Annotated in this window: 15 protein-coding genes; 9 read left to right on the top strand and 6 right to left on the bottom strand. The window is 72.0% G+C overall.

The genetic code is table 11. The features are described from left to right. Positions 1 to 48: 48 nt before the first annotated feature. From RM704_RS27955 to RM704_RS27945, 3 genes are read left to right on the top strand one after another with little or no spacing between them, the layout of a single operon-like run. Positions 49 to 1,449 carry a glycosyltransferase family 4 protein gene (locus RM704_RS27955; protein ID WP_033527339.1) on the top strand — a complete coding sequence of 467 codons (1,401 nt, stop codon included), beginning with the start codon at positions 49 to 51 and terminating at the stop codon, positions 1,447 to 1,449. Then, entirely contained in the window at positions 1,443 to 2,198 is a 756-nt protein-coding gene (locus tag RM704_RS27950) for a class I SAM-dependent methyltransferase (protein ID WP_033527340.1), read from the top strand. The genes RM704_RS27955 and RM704_RS27950 overlap by 7 nt, the downstream gene beginning before the upstream one ends. Further along, on the top strand, positions 2,195 to 3,262 hold the full coding sequence (locus tag RM704_RS27945) for a prenyltransferase/squalene oxidase repeat-containing protein (RefSeq protein WP_033527341.1): 1,068 nt from the start codon (positions 2,195 to 2,197) through the stop codon (positions 3,260 to 3,262). Before RM704_RS27950 ends, RM704_RS27945 begins: the two co-directional genes overlap by 4 nt. Positions 3,263 to 3,292: 30 nt before the next feature. Here RM704_RS27945 and RM704_RS27940 read toward each other — a convergent pair whose 3' ends face one another. The 4 genes from RM704_RS27940 to RM704_RS27920 form a co-directional block, all read right to left on the bottom strand. After that, complete coding sequence (locus RM704_RS27940; protein ID WP_033527342.1) at positions 3,293 to 3,580, bottom strand: hypothetical protein; 288 nt, start codon at positions 3,578 to 3,580, stop codon at positions 3,293 to 3,295. A gap of 98 nt (positions 3,581 to 3,678) precedes the next feature. Continuing rightward, positions 3,679 to 4,689: an LLM class F420-dependent oxidoreductase gene (locus tag RM704_RS27935; RefSeq protein ID WP_033527343.1), complete on the bottom strand. Its 1,011-nt coding sequence runs from the start codon at positions 4,687 to 4,689 to the stop codon at positions 3,679 to 3,681. A 117-nt stretch (positions 4,690 to 4,806) separates the two neighbouring features. Next, positions 4,807 to 5,670 carry a DUF5336 domain-containing protein gene (locus RM704_RS27930; RefSeq protein WP_107072289.1) on the bottom strand — a complete coding sequence of 288 codons (864 nt, stop codon included), beginning with the start codon at positions 5,668 to 5,670 and terminating at the stop codon, positions 4,807 to 4,809. A 393-nt stretch (positions 5,671 to 6,063) separates the two neighbouring features. Further along, positions 6,064 to 7,050, bottom strand: coding sequence for an N-acetylmuramoyl-L-alanine amidase (locus tag RM704_RS27920; RefSeq protein ID WP_033527344.1), 987 nt, complete (start codon positions 7,048 to 7,050; stop codon positions 6,064 to 6,066). Between the two features lie 163 nt (positions 7,051 to 7,213). Here RM704_RS27920 and RM704_RS27915 point away from each other — a divergent pair, with 163 nt between their 5' ends. Further along, entirely contained in the window at positions 7,214 to 7,936 is a 723-nt protein-coding gene (locus tag RM704_RS27915) for a hypothetical protein (protein ID WP_033527345.1), read from the top strand. Between the two features lie 127 nt (positions 7,937 to 8,063). After that, positions 8,064 to 10,220, top strand: a complete 2,157-nt coding sequence (locus RM704_RS27910; RefSeq protein ID WP_192829656.1) for a restriction endonuclease — start codon at positions 8,064 to 8,066, stop codon at positions 10,218 to 10,220. A 49-nt stretch (positions 10,221 to 10,269) separates the two neighbouring features. Here RM704_RS27910 and RM704_RS27905 read toward each other — a convergent pair whose 3' ends face one another. Both RM704_RS27905 and RM704_RS27900 read right to left on the bottom strand, forming a co-directional pair. Beyond that, positions 10,270 to 11,001 carry a class I SAM-dependent methyltransferase gene (locus tag RM704_RS27905; RefSeq protein WP_052146020.1) on the bottom strand — a complete coding sequence of 244 codons (732 nt, stop codon included), beginning with the start codon at positions 10,999 to 11,001 and terminating at the stop codon, positions 10,270 to 10,272. Positions 11,002 to 11,136: 135 nt separating this feature from the next. After that, positions 11,137 to 12,654, bottom strand: a complete 1,518-nt coding sequence (locus RM704_RS27900; RefSeq protein WP_052146021.1) for an MFS transporter — start codon at positions 12,652 to 12,654, stop codon at positions 11,137 to 11,139. Between the two features lie 215 nt (positions 12,655 to 12,869). Here RM704_RS27900 and RM704_RS27895 point away from each other — a divergent pair, with 215 nt between their 5' ends. From RM704_RS27895 to RM704_RS27880, 4 genes are all read left to right on the top strand, one after another. Next, positions 12,870 to 13,418 (top strand): SigE family RNA polymerase sigma factor, encoded by a 549-nt coding sequence (locus RM704_RS27895; protein WP_033527347.1) that lies wholly within the window; start codon positions 12,870 to 12,872, stop codon positions 13,416 to 13,418. Further along, positions 13,415 to 14,500 (top strand): hypothetical protein, encoded by a 1,086-nt coding sequence (locus RM704_RS27890; RefSeq protein ID WP_311591347.1) that lies wholly within the window; start codon positions 13,415 to 13,417, stop codon positions 14,498 to 14,500. The genes RM704_RS27895 and RM704_RS27890 overlap by 4 nt, the downstream gene beginning before the upstream one ends. 229 nt (positions 14,501 to 14,729) lie before the next feature. Next, entirely contained in the window at positions 14,730 to 15,626 is an 897-nt protein-coding gene (gene chsH3, locus RM704_RS27885; RefSeq protein ID WP_033527348.1) for an enoyl-CoA hydratase ChsH3, read from the top strand. Positions 15,627 to 15,671: 45 nt separating this feature from the next. Beyond that, positions 15,672 to 16,748 (top strand): Zn-dependent alcohol dehydrogenase, encoded by a 1,077-nt coding sequence (locus tag RM704_RS27880; RefSeq protein WP_033527349.1) that lies wholly within the window; start codon positions 15,672 to 15,674, stop codon positions 16,746 to 16,748. Positions 16,749 to 16,819 lie beyond the last annotated feature (71 nt).

Genomic DNA, 16,819 nt, shown 5'->3' with positions numbered 1-16,819 from the left:
GTCTCGTCGTAATCTCACGGGGAAATCGCAGTGAGAAGGGGGCCAGGAGTGACCGCTGAGGCCAGTCGGGCGGGGTCCCGACGTGACCTTGCCGCCGACGGCGGGCGACCGCTCGACATCGCGCTCCTCACCTATAAAGGGAACCCGTTCTGCGGGGGCCAGGGCGTCTACGTACGGCACCTCTCGCGCGAGCTGGCCCGTCTCGGCCACCGGGTCGAGGTGATCGGCTCCCAGCCCTACCCCGTGCTCGACGAGGACGCCGTCCCCGTCGACGGACCGGGCGGGATCTCCCTCACCGAGCTGCCCAGCCTCGACCTCTACCGGCAGCCCGACCCCTTCCGCACCCCGAAGCGGGGCGAGTACCGCGACTGGATCGACGCCCTCGAAGTGGCGACGATGTGGACCGGCGGTTTCCCCGAGCCGCTGACCTTCTCGCTCCGCGCCCGCCGCCATCTGCGCGCCCGGCGCGGCGACTTCGACGTCGTCCACGACAACCAGACCCTCGGGTACGGGCTGCTGGGGGACGTGGGCGCCCCGCTCGTCACCACCATCCACCACCCCATCACCGTCGACCGGCAGTTGGAGCTGGACGCGGCCGAGGGCTGGCAGCGCCGGATGTCCGTGCGCCGCTGGTACGCCTTCACCCGCATGCAGAAGCGGGTCGCGCGACGGCTGCCGTCCGTGCTCACCGTCTCCGGCACCTCCCGCCAGGAGATCGTCGACCACCTCGGCGTGCGCGACGACCGGATGCACGTCGTGCACATCGGCGCCGACACCGACCTCTTCTCGCCGAATTCCGCCGTGCCGCAGGTGCCCGGCCGGATCGTCACCACCTCCAGCGCGGACGTGCCGCTCAAGGGACTCGTCTTCCTCGTCGAGGCGCTCGCCAAGGTGCGCACCGAGCACACCAGCGCCCATCTGGTCGTCGTCGGCAAGCGGCCCACCGAGGGCCCGGTCGCCCAGGCGGTCGAGCGGTACGGCCTCGAAGGCGCCGTCGAGTTCGTCAAGGGCATCTCCGACGCCGAACTCGTCGACCTGGTCCGCTCGGCCGAGGTCGCCTGCGTGCCCTCGCTGTACGAGGGGTTCTCGCTGCCCGCCGCCGAGGCCATGGCCACCGGTACGCCGCTGGTCGCCACCACCGGCGGAGCCATACCAGAGGTCGCCGGACCTGACGGCGAGACCTGCCTCGCGGTGCCCCCGGGTGACCCGGGCGCCCTGGCCACCGCGCTCGGCCGGCTGCTCGGCGACCCCGACCTGCGGCAGCGGCTCGGCCGCGCGGGACGCGAGCGCGTACTGCGGCGATTCACCTGGGCCAAGGCTGCCGAGGGCACGGTCGCCCACTACCGCGAGGCGATCGCCCGCACGGCGCTCGAAGGCGCCGAAGCCGTCGAAGAAGTAGTTGAAGCAAACCGCGAAAGCGCCAACCGCGAAAGCAGGGCCACGTGCTGACCGTCGACTTCTCCCGGTTCCCCCTCGCCCCGGGGGACCGGGTCCTGGATCTCGGCTGTGGAGCGGGCCGGCACGCCTTCGAGTGCTACCGGCGCGGCGCCCAGGTCGTGGCCCTCGACCAGAACGCCGAGGAGATCCGCGAGGTCGCCAAGTGGTTCGCGGCGATGAAGGAGGCGGGCGAGGCCCCCGAGGGCGCCAGCGCCACCGCGATGGAGGGCGACGCCCTCGCGCTGCCCTTCCCCGACGAGTCCTTCGACGTCGTCATCATCTCCGAGGTGATGGAGCACATCCCCGACGACAAGGGCGTACTCGCCGAGATGGTCCGGGTGCTCAGGCCCGGCGGCCGCATAGCCGTCACCGTCCCGCGCTACGGCCCCGAGAAGGTCTGCTGGGCGCTCTCGGACGCGTACCACGAGGTCGAGGGCGGCCACATCCGCATCTACAAGGCCGACGAACTGCTGGCCAAGATCCGCGAGGCGGGCCTCAAGCCGTACGGCACCCACCACGCCCACGCCCTGCACTCGCCCTACTGGTGGCTGAAGTGCGCGTTCGGCGTCGACAACGACAAGGCGCTGCCCGTGCGGGCGTACCACAAGCTGCTGGTCTGGGACATCATGAAGAAGCCCCTGGCCACGCGGGTCGCCGAGGAGGCGCTGAACCCGCTGATCGGCAAGAGCTTCGTGGCGTACGCGACCAAGCCGCACCTGCCCGTCGCCGCTGCCGCCGCTGCCTCGGCGGACGCCAAGTGACGACCCCCCGGACAGAACACCTGGTCCTGCCCGGGGTCCTCACCGCGGAGGAGGCCGACGCCACCGTGCGGGGCATCCTCGCGGTGCAGCGCGCGGACGGGGCCATCCCGTGGTTCCGCGGACACCACCTCGACCCGTGGGACCACACCGAGGCGGCCATGGCCCTGGACGCGGCCGGTGAGCACGAGGCCGCCGAGCGCGCCTACGAGTGGCTGCGCCGCCACCAGAACGAGGACGGCTCCTGGTACGCCGCGTACGCCGACGGTGACGCCCACGACGTCACCGACCGGGGCCGCGAGACCAACTTCGTCGCGTACATAGCCGTCGGCGTCTGGCACCACTACCTGGCCACCGGCGACGACACGTTCCTCGACCGCATGTGGCCCGCCGTCTACGCGGCGATCGAATGCGTCCTGCGGCTCCAGCAGCCCGGCGGCCAGATCGGCTGGAAGCGCGAGGACGACGGCACTCCGGTCGACGACGCCCTGCTGACGGGCAGTTCGTCCATCCACCACGCCCTGCGCTGCGCCCTCGCCATCGCCGAGCAGCGCGAGGAGCCGCAGCCCGACTGGGAGTTGGCGGTCGGCACGCTGCGGCACGCGATCCGCAGGCATCCCGAGCGGTTCCTCGACAAGGACCGCTACTCGATGGACTGGTACTACCCGGTGCTCGGTGGCGCGCTCACCGGCGCTGAGGCCAAGTCACGGGTCGAGGAGGGCTGGGACCGTTTCGTCGTCCCCGGGTTCGGCGTCCGCTGTGTGGTCCCCAACCCGTGGGTGACCGGCGGCGAGTCGGCCGAACTCGCCCTGGCCCTCTGGGCGATGGGCGAGTCCGACCGTGCCCTGGAGATACTGCAGTCCATCCAGCACCTTCGCGACCCCGAGTCGGGCCTGTACTGGACGGGTTACGTCTTCGAGGACCGGGCCGTCTGGCCCGAGGAGCTGACCTCCTGGACCGCCGGTTCGCTCCTGCTGGCCGTGGCCGCGCTGGGAGGCGACGAGGCCACGTGCGCGGTCTTCGGCGGGGAGCGCCTGCCGCGTGGGCTGGACGCGGAGTGCTGCTGAGCTGAGGACCCCCACCGGGACCGCCGACGCTCAGTGGCGGTGCATCCGGTTGGCGATGGCGTGGCCCACGAACAGGTAGACGACGGCGGCCAGGCCATAACCGGCCACCACCCGGGCCCACTGCTCGTCGAACGTGAACAGGTCGTGCGACCAGCCGGCGAGCCAGCGGGCCGCGTCATGGACGAACTGCACGAAGTCGTTCGCGCCGTTCGCGCCCAGCAGGTACATCAGGATCCACAGGCCGAGGATGAACGCCATGACATCGGCGACGATCGCGATGACCCGGCCCGCCTGATTGGAACCGCTATATCGAGACATGCCTGACGGGTTTCCCGTCAGGCCCCGACGAAACCTCGTTCGATTCCGCGATCCCCCTCGACGCCTCCTCGCCGCCCCCCTCGACGCCCCGTCGTGGCCTAGGAGTTGAGCTCCGCCAGCACCCGCAACGTATGCGGATCGGGAGCCAGCACCAGCAGGTCCGTCACCGGCCCCTTCCGCCACGACTCCAGCCGTTCCGCGATCCGTTCGCGCGGCCCGACCAGGGAGATCTCGTCCGCGAAGGCGTCCGGTACGGCGAGCACGGCCTCCTCGCGCCGCCCGTCGAGGAAGAGCCGCTGGATGCGCCGGGCCTCCTCCTCGTACCCCATGCGGGCCATGAGGTCGGCGTGGAAGTTGTGCCGGGCGTGCCCCATCCCGCCGATGTAGAAGCCGAGCATGGCCTTCACGGGCAACAGCCCCTCGGCGACGTCGGCACAGACCCTCGCCCGTGCCATGGGCGCGATGAGGAAGCCGTCGGGCACGTCGGTCAGGGAGGCCTCGTAGACATCGGTCCGCGACGGCGACCAGTACAACGGCAGCCAGCCGTCCGCGATGCGGGTCGTCTGCGCGATGTTCTTCGGCCCCTCCGCGCCGAGCAGGACGGGGAGGTCGGCCCGCAGCGGGTGGGTGATGGGCTTCAGCGCTTTGCCGATGCCGGAACCGTCCGGCCCGTCGTACGGGAGCGGATGGAAGTGTCCGTCGAGCTCGACCGGGGCCTCACGCCTGAGTACTTGGCGTACGACGTCGACGTACTCCCTGGTCGCGGTCAGCGGGGACCTCGGGAACGGCCGTCCGTACCAGCCCTCGACGACCTGCGGCCCGGAGAGCCCGAGCCCGAGCAGGGCCCGCCCGCCGGAGAGGTGGTCCAGGGTCAGCGCGTGCATCGCGGTGGTGGTGGGCGACCGGGCCGCCATCTGCGCGACCGCCGTGCCCAGCTTGATCCTGGAGGTGTGCGCCGCGATCCAGGTGAGCGGCGTGAAGGCGTCCGAGCCCCAGGACTCGGCGGTCCACACCGAGTCGTACCCGAGCCGCTCCGCCTCCTGGGCGAGCGGGACATGGTCCGCCGAGGGCCCGCGCCCCCAGTAACCGAGTGCCAGACCGAGCCGCATATGCCTGCCTCCTGACGGATCGTCAGTTCTACGGGGCGGGAGGCGACTGTACGGCAACGGCCCCCCGCCCGGAAGAGCGAGGGGCCGCTGTACGGCTGTGCGGTGAGGTGTTCGGCGTCAGCCGCGCTGGATGCCGCTGGTGTCCTGGAGGACACCGCGACGACCGTCCTGCGTCTGGGCGACCAGGTTGGGGCCGCGCTGCTCGACCGCCAAGTACCAGGTGCCCGGCGCCAGTTCGGCGATCGCCGACTGCGAACCGTCCTCCGCGAACAGCGGACGGGCCACCGGCACCGCGAACCAGAACGGCGAGAAGTCACTGGCCGGCGGCTGCGGCGCCGCAGCCTGCTGCTGCGGAGCACCACCGAACGGCGCCCCCGGCCCCGGCTGCCCCGGCTGCCCGGGCTGCGGCTGTCCGGGCTGCGGCTGCCCCGCCCCGAACGGCCCCGGCGCACCGGCGCCCGGGTACCCGTAACCACCGGGCGGCTGGGCCCCGTACGGCTGAGGCGCGGCGGGCCGTGGGGCACCGACGAGGGCGGCCTTGAGGGCGGGGACGAGGGGGGTGGCGATGGCGGCGGCGGCCATGACGAGGGTGGCGATGAGGGCGAGGATGAGGCCCATGCCGGCGTCGGTGCTGCTGCCGCTCGAGTCGCCGAAGTTGTCACCGCCGCCGGTCGGGTCGAAGACGTTGCCCAGCGCGCTCCACGCGGCGAAGACCGTGAAGGCGATGCCGAAGTGGCCGAGGTCGATACCGGCGATCTTGGGCGCCTGCGGCAGACCCCTGGCGATGACGATGAAGGCGGCGCCGATCAGCCCCGCCAGGACGACGCCGAGCAGTACCGGCCCGTTCTCCCAGAGGATCGGGAGCTCGATGCTGTCGGGAATCCCGTCGATGGAGTAGTTGTCGAGGAACGACGCGATGAACAGCAATACCGCTGCTCCGATCACGACGCCGTCGCCTCTGGTGAGGGAGCGGATATTCACTTCAGGTCCTTCGTCAGTCGTCTCGTCATCGGTGGAGGCGTCGCCGTCACCATGTCGCCGTCAGGCCGTGGTGGGAAGCGCGGGGGTGGCCCCTCATCGTAGGGACGACCTTATCGTCCGACCGACGTGGGTGTCCGCCGGGATCATCGCGACGATCACGACCCGCCCCCTACCCGCGCAGAAAACTCACGATTCCCTCAGAGGTTCCCCTGCGCGCTTCCTGTCCGCCAGGCACCGCTGGTCAGCGGCGCCCTGTCATGGATATCGCGTATACACGCGCACCCGGCGAACTCGGCGGCAACCGTTGACAGATTGAGACCGCGCGCTCGTCATTCCGTGGTACTCCGGCTTAGCGCCCGGAGTCCCGGCTGTTTCCCCGAAAGGGAAAGTTGTTCAATTTTTCAGGAAGCTCGTGATGCCGTCCGAGATTCCCCGGGCCGCCTTCTGCCGCCAGGTGCCGCTGGTGAGCAGGGACGCGTCCTCGCTGTCGCGCATGTTGCCGCACTCGATGAACACCTTCGGGACGGTGGAGAGGTTGAGGCCGCCCAGGTCGGTGCGGGTGACGAGGCCGGTGCCGTCGCCGACGTAGTTGGAGGGGGCGCTGCCGGTGGCGCGGACGAAGTAGCCGGCGATGCGCTCGCCGAGGTCGCGGGAGGGGGCGACGATGGGCCGGGTGTCCGCCGCGCCCTCGCGCACCGAGCCCGGCAGGATGACGTGGAAGCCGCGGTTGCCGGACCCGGAACCGTCCGCGTGGATCGACACCACCGCGTCCGCCTTCGCCTCGTTGCCGATCCGCGCCCGCTCGTCGATGCACGGACCCCAGGCCCGGTCGTCGTCCTGCGTGAACTTCACCGTGGCGCCCTGCTGTTGGAGGAGCGTGCGCAGTCGGCGGGAGACGTCCAGCGTGAACTCGGCTTCGAGATAGCCGTCGTTGGTGGTCGTCCCCGTCGTGTCGCACTCCTTCGCGTGCGTCCCGATGTCCACCTTGCGGTTGATCTCGGTGGTGTGCCGGAAGTTGCCGGGGTTGTGCCCCGGGTCGATGACGACGACCTTGCCCTTGAGGGAGCCGGTGGCGGCGGGCGCGGAGGAGGAGCCGGAGGGGCTCGCCTTCTCGCCGGCGGCCCCGTTGCTGTCACCGTTGCCTCCGTCGCCCGAGGCGGTCGGCTCTCCGGTCGCCGGGGGAGTGGTCGCCGACCGGGTCTGCGGGCCCGCCGCGTCGGCCGACCCGCCGTCCCCGCTCCCGGAGTCCCCTACGGCCTGCCAGACCCCCCACCCGGCCACCGCCCCCACCACGACCGCGGCCACCGCCACGGTCAGCGGACGGCGAAGGGCTGATCGGCGGGGCTGGGGCGGATCGAAGTCCGGGCCTACGTACGACACGCGTGCCACCTTACGGCGTCGGTTGTCGCGTGCGGGTTCGGTGGGGGCGGGTCGCGCGGTTCCCCGCACCCCTGAAAGACCAGACCCCCACCGGGCCCGCGGAGGGGTGTCGAGGCCCGTCCCGGACTGGACCCGTCGTTCACCGGCGGGTCAGAGTACGGGGATGATCGAGGTGGTGATCGCGGTCCTCGGGGCCGTGGTGGGGGCTTCGGCGCTCGTCGTGAGTATCGCCGGGCACCGTCACAACGTCCGTCAGGCCGCCCGGCTGGCCGAGCGGGAGCGACGCGTCGAGGACCGGGAACGCGAGGCGGACCAGCGGGAGCAGCTGATCCAGTCGTCCATGCTGCACGTGGCGATGGTCAGCCGCCCCTCGGCGCTCGCGGACGGGTACACGCGGTGGCACCTTGACGCGGTCAACACCAGCAATCAGCCGCTCGTCCAAGTCGCCGTCCGTTACGACGGCGTACGCCTCGACGGCCGCGAGGTCCTGCCCGCCGGCGGCGCGCTCACCGTCGACCTCCCGACGACCTCCGTCGCCGGCTCACCGCCCTCGCCCCTCCTCTGCTCCGTCGAGTTCACGGACACCTCGGGCCGCCGCTGGCGCCGGCTGGCGACCGGACAGCTGCAGCCGTGGGCGCCCGGTACCGACGGCGAGGAGCACTGGCACGCGCCGGTCGCGCCGATCGTCAGCCCTTTCACGGCGGGGTGGGGTGCACCGGAGCCCGGCGGGACACCTCCCGTGCGCGGGCCCGCGCGGCCGAGGCGTCTGTCGAGGCGGCTGTGGGCCGGGGACGAGGGCGAACTCCCCCTCCGCACCGCGCTCGCACTGGGGCTGGCCGGTGCGGTGCTGATCACGGCCTACCTGATCGTTCGATACGTCGGCTAGGGGAGCTCCACCCGCTGACCAGCGGTAGGCGCACGCGCCGTCGCGGGATAAAGTCGTGCGATTACGTCCGGTTGTGGGGGCGGGGCCTCGCGTGCGGTCGGGGCCCCGGTGGGAGGGCCTGTAGCGCATGAGTCGTCGCTCCAACGGGTTGGCCGGGATCTGGGCCGAGGCACAACGTCAGCAGCAACGTCAGTCGGAGGAGCGGGCCCGGCAACAGCGCGAGTACGAGCGACAACAGCGCGCTTACCAGCGGGAGGTGGCCCGCAGCCAACGCGAGCAGCAGGCGGCCTACCGGCAGCAGCGCGAGGCGGAGGCACGTCGGCGTACCGAGGAACTGGACGCGCGCGTACGGGCCTTGGAGGGCCTGTTGGCCGAGGGCTGCCGGGCCCCGGTGTTCAGGGCCGCCTCCCTCACCCGTTCCGAACGCCTGGAGCCGTTCTCGCCGGGCCCCCTCGCTCAGCCCGTGCCCATGCCGGACCCCAACCACTATCAGGCGCAGGGCGGTTGGTCCGCCCAGCGGCGCGCACAGGCCCAGGCCGAGGCACGGGCCCGGTTCGAGCACGACTGGCACGCCGCCCAGGCCGCCGAGGCCCAGCGGCAGCAGCAACTGGCCCGGTACCAGCGGCAGTACGAGCAGTGGGCGGAAGGACAGCGGACGGAGATCCGGCGGCACAACGCCGGACTCGCCCAGATGGCGAGCGCACTGCGCGACGGCGACCCGGAAGCCGCCGTCGACTACTTCTCCGCCGCCCTCTACGCCTCGTCCGCCTGGCCCGAAGGCTTTCCCCGCGGCGTCAGCGCCGCCTACGACCCGGCGGCGCGGCAACTGGTCCTGGACTGGGAGCTGCCCAGGTACGACGTCGTCCCCGAGACGAAGACCGTCGTCTACATGCCGAGCGTCGACCAGGACAAGGAGCGCCCGCGCCCGGTCACCCAGCGGCGGGCCCTCTACCGCGACGTGCTCGCGCAGTGCACCCTCCTGGTGCTCCACGACCTGTTCGCCGCCGACGAGTTCGGCGCCCTGGAGTCGGTCGTTCTGAACGGGTTCGTGGACGACCACGACCCGGCCACCGGGCGCCGCGCCCAGCTCTTCCTGGTGACCGTCATGGTGCCCCGGCCGGTCTTCGCCGCACTGCACCTGGAGCAGGTGAGCGCCGTGGACTGCCTGACCGACGCCCTCCGGGGCCAACTGTCCGCCCGGCCGGACCAGCGCACCCCCGTCCGCCCCGGCCGCAGGCCCGACGACGTGGGCGACGGCGTCGTCACCCACGGCGGCGAGGACGAGCCCGACCTCCTGGAGATGGACCCCCTCGCCTTCGAGTCGCTGGTCGCGGAGCTCTTCCGGGCCATGGGCATGCAGGCCGTCACCACCCAGCGCTCGGGCGACGGCGGGGTGGACGTCGACGCCCTGGACCCGACCCCGATCCGCGGCGGCAAGATCGTCGTACAGGTCAAGCGCTACCGCAACACCGTCCCTCCCACCGCCGTCCGGGACCTCTACGGCACGGTCCAGGACGCCGGCGCCAACAAGGGCGTCCTGGTGACGACGTCCAAGTTCGGGCCCGGCTCCCACACTTTCGCCAACGGGAAACCGCTGGAGCTGATCTCGGGCCGCGAACTCGTCGACCTGCTCCACCGGCACGGGCTACGGGGGCGTCTGGGCACCGGCGAACGCCCCGCGCCGGTGTCGTCCACCGATCCCACGGTGGTGCTGCCCGCGCTGCCCGCCCAGCGGACCTCACCGGACGCGACGGGACGGACGGCCCCGGGCCCGGACACGGACCCGGCGCCTCCTTCCGAGGACCACAGCGTGCTCGGCATGTACTGGACCGGCGGCGTCGCCCTCGACGTCTGCGCGCTCGTCTGCCACGGCAACCGGGTCCTCAGCGACGACCACTTCGTGTTCTACAACAACCTCCGCACCCCCGACGGCACGGTCCGCGCCGTCCCGCCGACCGCACCCGACAAGGCCGCGATCCAGGTCGCCTTCGACGCGCTGCCCGCGGAGGCCGACCGTGTCGTCCTGGTCGCCGCGATCGACCCGGCCGCGAATCCCGACGCCGACCTCTCCGGCTTCACCGACGCCGGCATCCGTCTCCTGGACCCCTCCCGCGCCGAACAGGGCCGCCTGGACGTCTCCGACGGCCGCGCCGCCGAAACGGCCCTGACCCTCGGCTCCTTCCGCCGCCGCGCGGGCGGCGACTGGGACTTCGTCGTCGGCGGGAAGGGGTACCGGGGCGGTCTGGAGGAACTGGTCCAGGACTACGGCATAGACGTGGCGTAGGAGGGGCGGCGGTGTAGGAGGAGGGGCGGTGGCGCGGGACCGGTGCGGGTCAGCTCCGAGTCCTGGCCACGGTCCCCGTCCCGGTCCCGGTCCCGGCGCCCGTCGTCGTCCCGGTCCTCGTCCGCCGCAGCACCCGCAGGGAGTCCGTGGCCGAGACCTCCGTGAAGGCGCCTGAGGCCAGGGCGCGGAGGTAGACGCGGTACGGGGCCTGGCCGGTGAACTCGTCCTCGGGGTCGGGGAAGACGTCGTGGATGACGAGGAGACCGTCCGCGGCGATGTGCGGGGCCCAGCCCTCGTAGTCGGCGGTGGCGTGCTCGTCCGTGTGGCCGCCGTCGATGAACACGAACGCCAGGGGGGTGCCCCAGAACGCGGCGACCTGCGGGGAACGGCCGACGACCGCGACGACGTGGTCCTCCAGGCCCGCCTTGTGGAGGGTGCGGCGGAAGGTGGGGAGCGTGTCCATGCGGCCCACCTCGGGGTCGACGGTGGACTCGTCGTGGTACTCCCAGCCCGGCTGCTGCTCCTCGCTGCCCCGGTGGTGGTCGACCGTGATCGCCGTGACCCCCGCCGCACGGGCGGCGTCGGCCAACAGGATCGTCGACCGGCCGCAGTACGTCCCCACCTCCAGCAACGGCAGCCCCAGCCGCCCCGCCTCCACCGCCGCCGCGTACAACGCCAGCCCTTCCCCGAGCGGCATGAACCCCTTGGCCTTCTCGAAGGCCTCAAGGATCTCCGGCTTGGGCGCCGGCACGGCCGGGTTCGGGTTCGGTGCCGCGGACATGGGTCCTCCGTGTAGTTCGTACGCACTGACCCCCACGGCCCGAGCCGTCCGACCCGCACGCCACTGGGGGCGCCCCATGCTGCCATGCAGGTCCGCCCGGCCTCGTGACGCGGGGGCGGCTCAGCGGGCGGAGGCTCAGCGGGCGGTGGCTGTCGTGCTCTCCCTGGGGGCCGCGACGGTCTTCACGGCCTCGCCCGTCAGCCCGTCCGCGCTGCTCGCACGCAGTGTCGGGCCCGTGACCGGACGGCGGCTCGGGAGGAAGAGGGCCAGCAGGAGACCGACGGCGACCGCGCCCGTGGCGATGAGGAAGGAGACGCGGAAGCCGTGCATGGTGGGGATCGCGACCCCGCCGACCTCGTTCGCGGTATTCGCCAGCACCATGCCGACGACGGCGCTCGACATGGACGTACCGATGGAGCGCATGAGCGTGTTGAGACCGTTGGCCGCTCCCGTCTCGGACGGGTCGACCGCGCCGATGATCAACGCCGGGAGCGAGGAGTAGGCGAGGCCGATACCCGCGCCCAGCACCACCGACACCACCACGGTCTGCCACGCGGCGCTCATCAGGCCGAGTCCGGCCCCGTAGCCGATCGCGATGATCAGCAGGCCCAGGATGAGGGTGCTCTTGGGCCCGTGCTTGGCGGAGATCCGGGCGTAGACCGGCGCCGTGAACATCATCGTCAGCCCGAGCGGGGCCACGCACAGACCCGCGACGACCATCGACTGCCCGAGGCCGTAACCGGTGGCGGAGGGCAGTTGCAGGAGCTGGGGCAGGACCAGGGAGACGACGTAGAAGGAGACGCCGACCATGATCGAGGCGAGGTTGGTGAGCAGGACCTCGCGGCGGGCGGTGGTCCGCAGATCCACCAGCGGCGCGGCGATCCGCAGTTCCAGGACACCCCAGAGCAGCAGGACCACGGCGGACGCGGCGAACAGCCCGAGCGTGGTCGCGGAGGTCCAGCCCCAGTCGCCGCCCTTGGTGATCGGCAGGAGGAAGAGAACGAGGCCGAGGGCGAGGCCGACCGCGCCGAGGTGGTCGAAGGTGCCTTCCGCGCGCGTCCTCGTCTCCGGTACGGCGACGAGGGTGAGGACGATGGCGAGCACACCGAGGCCGGCGGCGGCGAAGAAGAGGATGTGCCAGTCGGTGTTCTGGGCGACCGCGGCGGCCAGCGGCAGCGCGAGTCCGCCGCCGACGCCTATGGAGGAGCTCATCAGGGCCATGGCGGAGCCGAGACGTTCGCGGGGGAGCGCGTCACGCATCAGGCCGATGCCCAGCGGGATCGCGCCCATGGCGAAGCCCTGCAGGGTACGGCCGACGATCATCGGGACGAGGGCGCTGGTGAAAGCGCTGATCAGCGCTCCGACCACCATCACGGCCAGGCTGGCGAGGAGCATACGGCGCTTGCCGTAGAGGTCACCGAGGCGGCCCATGATCGGTGTGGACACGGCGCCGGAGAGGAGGGTCGAGGTCATGACCCAGGTCGCGTTGCCGGCAGAGGTGTCCAGCAGCTGGGGGAGGTCCTTGATCACCGGGACCAGCAGGGTCTGCATCACCGCGACCACGATTCCCGCGAAGGCCAGCACCGGGACGAGCGCTCCGCCGGCGCGTGTGGTGGGCCCTTCATAGGTCGGCGGGGTGTGCGGCTGTGTCATGGAGCGGGGCCTCCTGGCCGGGTGGGGTGCGTGCCATCTGAACCTCGTGCGCCTGGGCAACTATTCCGTTGTTTCGGGTGACTAAGGAAATCTTGACCTGGCCATGGGGAAGTGACGGCGCGTCAGGGGCGAGCCGTCGGGCTCGTGACTTCCGCGCGGGTCGAGGCAACGGATTCGGGCCCTCATGGACTGTTAAAAGCATCTAGGAGGTGCTCATGGGGGATCGGAAGCAGGCCAGGGACGCTCGGGACGAAGGGTTCCAGAGCTTCCTCGTCGGCCGCTGGCCTCGGCTGATGCGGACGGCGTTCCTGCTCACGGGGGAACAGCACGCCGCGGAGGACCTGGTCCAGACGACACTGGAGCAGGTGTACGTGGCCTGGCGCCGCGTCGGTTCGGCCGACGACCCGGACACCTACGTCCGGCGGGTGATGATCAACGCCCATGCGCGCAAGCACCGCAGACGCCTCAAGGAGTTCCTGGCACCCCGCAGCGACGGGGACCTCGTGCCCGAGCTCCCCGACACCGGTGACCGCATCGCCCAGGCCGACGACCGCGGCGCCCTGTTGACAGCCCTGTCGCAGCTGCCGCCGCGCCAGCGCGAAGCCGTCGTCCTGCGGTACTGGGAGGACCTCAGCGAGAGCCAGACCGCCGAGGCGATGGGCTGTTCCGTGGGCTCGGTGAAGAGCAACGCGTCGAAGGGGCTGGCGAAGCTCAGGGCCATACCGGGACTGGCCGAGATGGCGACCCAGGGGAGTCGGACGTGAGAGACGCGGACGGCTCGGGGCGCACGGGTGACGGCGCGGGGCGCGGAGTCGGCGGGGACGGCAGAGGCGCCGGGCACGGCAGCGCAGGCGGGGACGGCAAGGGCGGCGCAGGTGGCACGGGCGGTCGGGACGGGAAGGCGGAGCAGCGGATGAAGCACGACGGCACGCACGGCGACGGCACACGCGGCGGTGGCGGCGCGTACGGCGGTGGTATGCGGGGTGGCGGCACGTACGGCGGTGGTGCGGGCGGCGGCCTCACTCCACACGACCTCACGTACGCCACCCCCGTGGAGAGAGAGATCGCCCAGCTCCTGGCGGGCGCGGCGCACGAAGTCGAGATCGGTGCAGCCCCCTGTCAGGCGGTCATACGGGGTGGCAGGCGCCGCAGGGCCCGCCGCTGGGCGGTCGCCGCCGCCGCGGCCGTGGTGATCGCGGGCTCCACGGGGACACTGGCGCTGGCCGGGGTGCCGGGCGGCGGTGACGGCGGGGGGCGCCTGGTGCCGGCGGCGACCCCGGCGACCCCCGAGGCCCGCAGGACGGACCAACCCTGGCGGAGCACGCTGGCCGAGGGGCGGGACCGGGACACGGTCTGGCGAGTGTCGATCGACGTCTGGGAGGCACCGAGGGACAAGGCGGAGGCCGCGCGGCAACTCGCCGCGGCGGGCCTCTTCGGGGACGTGCCGACGGGGGTGGACGGCGCCGCCGACCTCGTGGGCAAGAGCTGGCACTTCGTTCGTCTGACCGTGGACGAGGACAGGACGGACACGCTGCTCGACGGCGAGGCGGACCTGTTCTCCGGCACGGACCTGGAGGTGTTCGCGACGGTCCTGCCCACCGGCGCCGGGGGCGAAGGAGACACCTCGAAGCGCCTGGTCGTCGGCCAGGTCGCCCCGGGTGCCCAGGAAGTGCGCGTCACCTGGTCCGACGGCACCTTCGTCGACGTCGAGCGGGACAGGGACGACGGCTGGCACGCAGACCTGCGCAACCCGCGCATCGTCCACCCGAAGGGAGCCCGGGCGAGCTGGTTCGTGGCGCTGGCGCCGGAGGGGGTCGAGTACGAGTCGGCGAAAGTGACGGGGTGACCCCCCGGTGCCCCTCTGTCCCTCTCTCCCGCCGACTCGATCTGACGTGCTGTCAGGAGTCTTCACTTGTGCACGAGGCTGGGCTATACAGAGGGTCGCCGGACTGGAACGCGTTCTAGGTGGGCGGGTTCCGGGTCGGCCGTGACGACCTCGGTGCGGCCGCTGGTGCGGACGGTCGTACCGAGGTTCCTCAGCCCAGGCCATCCGCCCCGGACCGCCCAGGAGCCCCATGCCCATCGACGCAGCCAAGGCGCTCGCGGCAGACCCCCGTTCCGTTGAGATCGCGTGGACACGGAAGGACGTCCTGCTCTACCACCTCGGTATCGGCGCGGGCACCCCCGCGACCGACCCCGACGAACTGCGCTACACGCTGGAGTCGCGGTTGCACGTCCTGCCGAGCTTCGCGACCGTCGCGGGCGCCGGGTCACCGGATGTGATCGGCGGACTGAACGCACCCGGTGTCGACGTCGACCTCGCCAAGGTCCTGCACGGCGGCCAGCGTGTCGAGCTCCGACGGCCGATCCCGGTGGAGGGGCGGGCGACGGCGACCTCACGCGTGGCGGCGGTGTACGACAAGGGCAAGGCGGCCGTCCTCGTGATGCGGACCGAGGTCGCCGACGCCGAGGGCCCGCTGTGGGTCAACGAGGCGCAGATCTTCGTACGGGGAGAGGGTGGCTGGGGCGGCGAGCGCGGCCCGTCCGCCCGGCAGGAACCGCCGACGACCGCACCCGACAAGGAGGTGGAGCGGACCGTCCGCGAGGACCAGGCGCTGCTCTACCGGCTCTCCGGCGACTGGAACCCGCTGCACGCCGACCCGGAGTTCGCGGCGCGCGCCGGGTTCGACCGGCCGATCCTGCACGGGCTGTGCACCTACGGGATGACGTTGAAGGCCGTGGTGGACACGGTCCTCGGCGGAGACGTCGGCCGGGTCCGCTCGTACGAGACGCGCTTCGCCGGCGTCGTCTTCCCGGGGGAGACCCTCCGCATCCGGATGTGGCGGACGGACGACCACGCGGTGCGGGTGACGGTGACCGCCGGCATGGGGGTCCCCCCGCACGAGCGAAGCCGAGAGTGGGGGAGGGACGACGCCCCCGCCCTCGCGGACACGCTCGTCGAACACGCATGAGCAGCGAATCAGCAGATCACAGGTACTCCTGAGGGGAGCTGCACCATGCGCGCAGCCGTACTGCACGAGATCGGCCAGGACAAGCTGGACGTGCTCGACGACGTCGAGGCGGTGGGCTTCGGGCCGGGCAGGGTGAGGATCCGGGTGCGGGCCACCGGGCTGTGCCACTCGGACCTGTCCGCCATGGCCGGGGTGCTGCCGCAGCCCGGGCCGTTCGTCCCCGGGCACGAGGGCGCCGGCGAGATAGTCGAAGTCGGGGACGGCGTGGGCCACTTGAAGCCCGGCGACCGGGTCGTCGTGTGCTGGCTCCCGGCCTGCGGCACCTGTCCCGCCTGCAAGCGCGGCCAGACCCACCTCTGCCTCGCCGGATTCCTCAACGCCGGCACGCCCAACTTCAAACGGCCCGCCGGGGACGTCTTCGGCTTCGCGGGCACCGGCACGTTCGCCGAGGAGGTCGTCGTCGACGCGGGCTGTGCCGTGCCGATACCGGACGACGTGCCCTTCGACATCGCCGCCCTCATCGGCTGCGGCGTCACCACCGGGCTCGGCGCCGCCCTCAACACCGCTGATGTGGAGGCCGGTTCGTCGGTCGCGGTCATCGGCTGCGGCGGCGTCGGCATCTCCGCGATCCAGGGGGCCCGGCTCAAGGGCGCCGCCGAGATCGTCGCCGTCGACCCCGTGGTCTCACGACGCGAGGCGGCCCTCAAGTTCGGGGCCACCAAGGCGATCTCGCCGGAGGAGCTGGCCGACGCCAAGCAGTCGGTCACCGGCGGTGAGGGATTCGACTACGTCTTCGAGGTCGTCGGACGTTCGGCCACCGCCCGCACCGCCTACGAGGCCACCCGGCGCGGCGGCACCCTCGTCGTGGTCGGCGCGGGCGCGCTGGACGACTTCCTCCAGCTCAGCATGTTCGAGCTGTTCTTCGACGAGAAACGGATCCTGCCCTCCATGTACGGCGGCGGAGACGTCCTGCGCTCCTACGAGCGGGCCATCGCCCTCTGGCGCGCCGGCCGCATCGACCTCGCGGGGCTGATCACCCACCGCGTGCCGCTCACCGACATCAACGAGGCGCTGGACCAGATGCGGACAGGCGTCTCGCTCCGCACCTGTATCGAGATCTGACGGTGTCCGGAGCGCGTCGGTCACGGAGCCGGGCGGAACGGCTCCGACCACCCGGCGCATGACTCCGGCTC

Origin of the sequence: Streptomyces gottesmaniae (assembly GCF_031845845.1) — a bacterium.
Classification (GTDB): domain Bacteria; phylum Actinomycetota; class Actinomycetes; order Streptomycetales; family Streptomycetaceae; genus Streptomyces; species Streptomyces akebiae.
The sequence above is the reverse complement of the archived record's forward strand: the minus strand, read 5'-3'. Positions and strand labels throughout refer to the sequence as shown.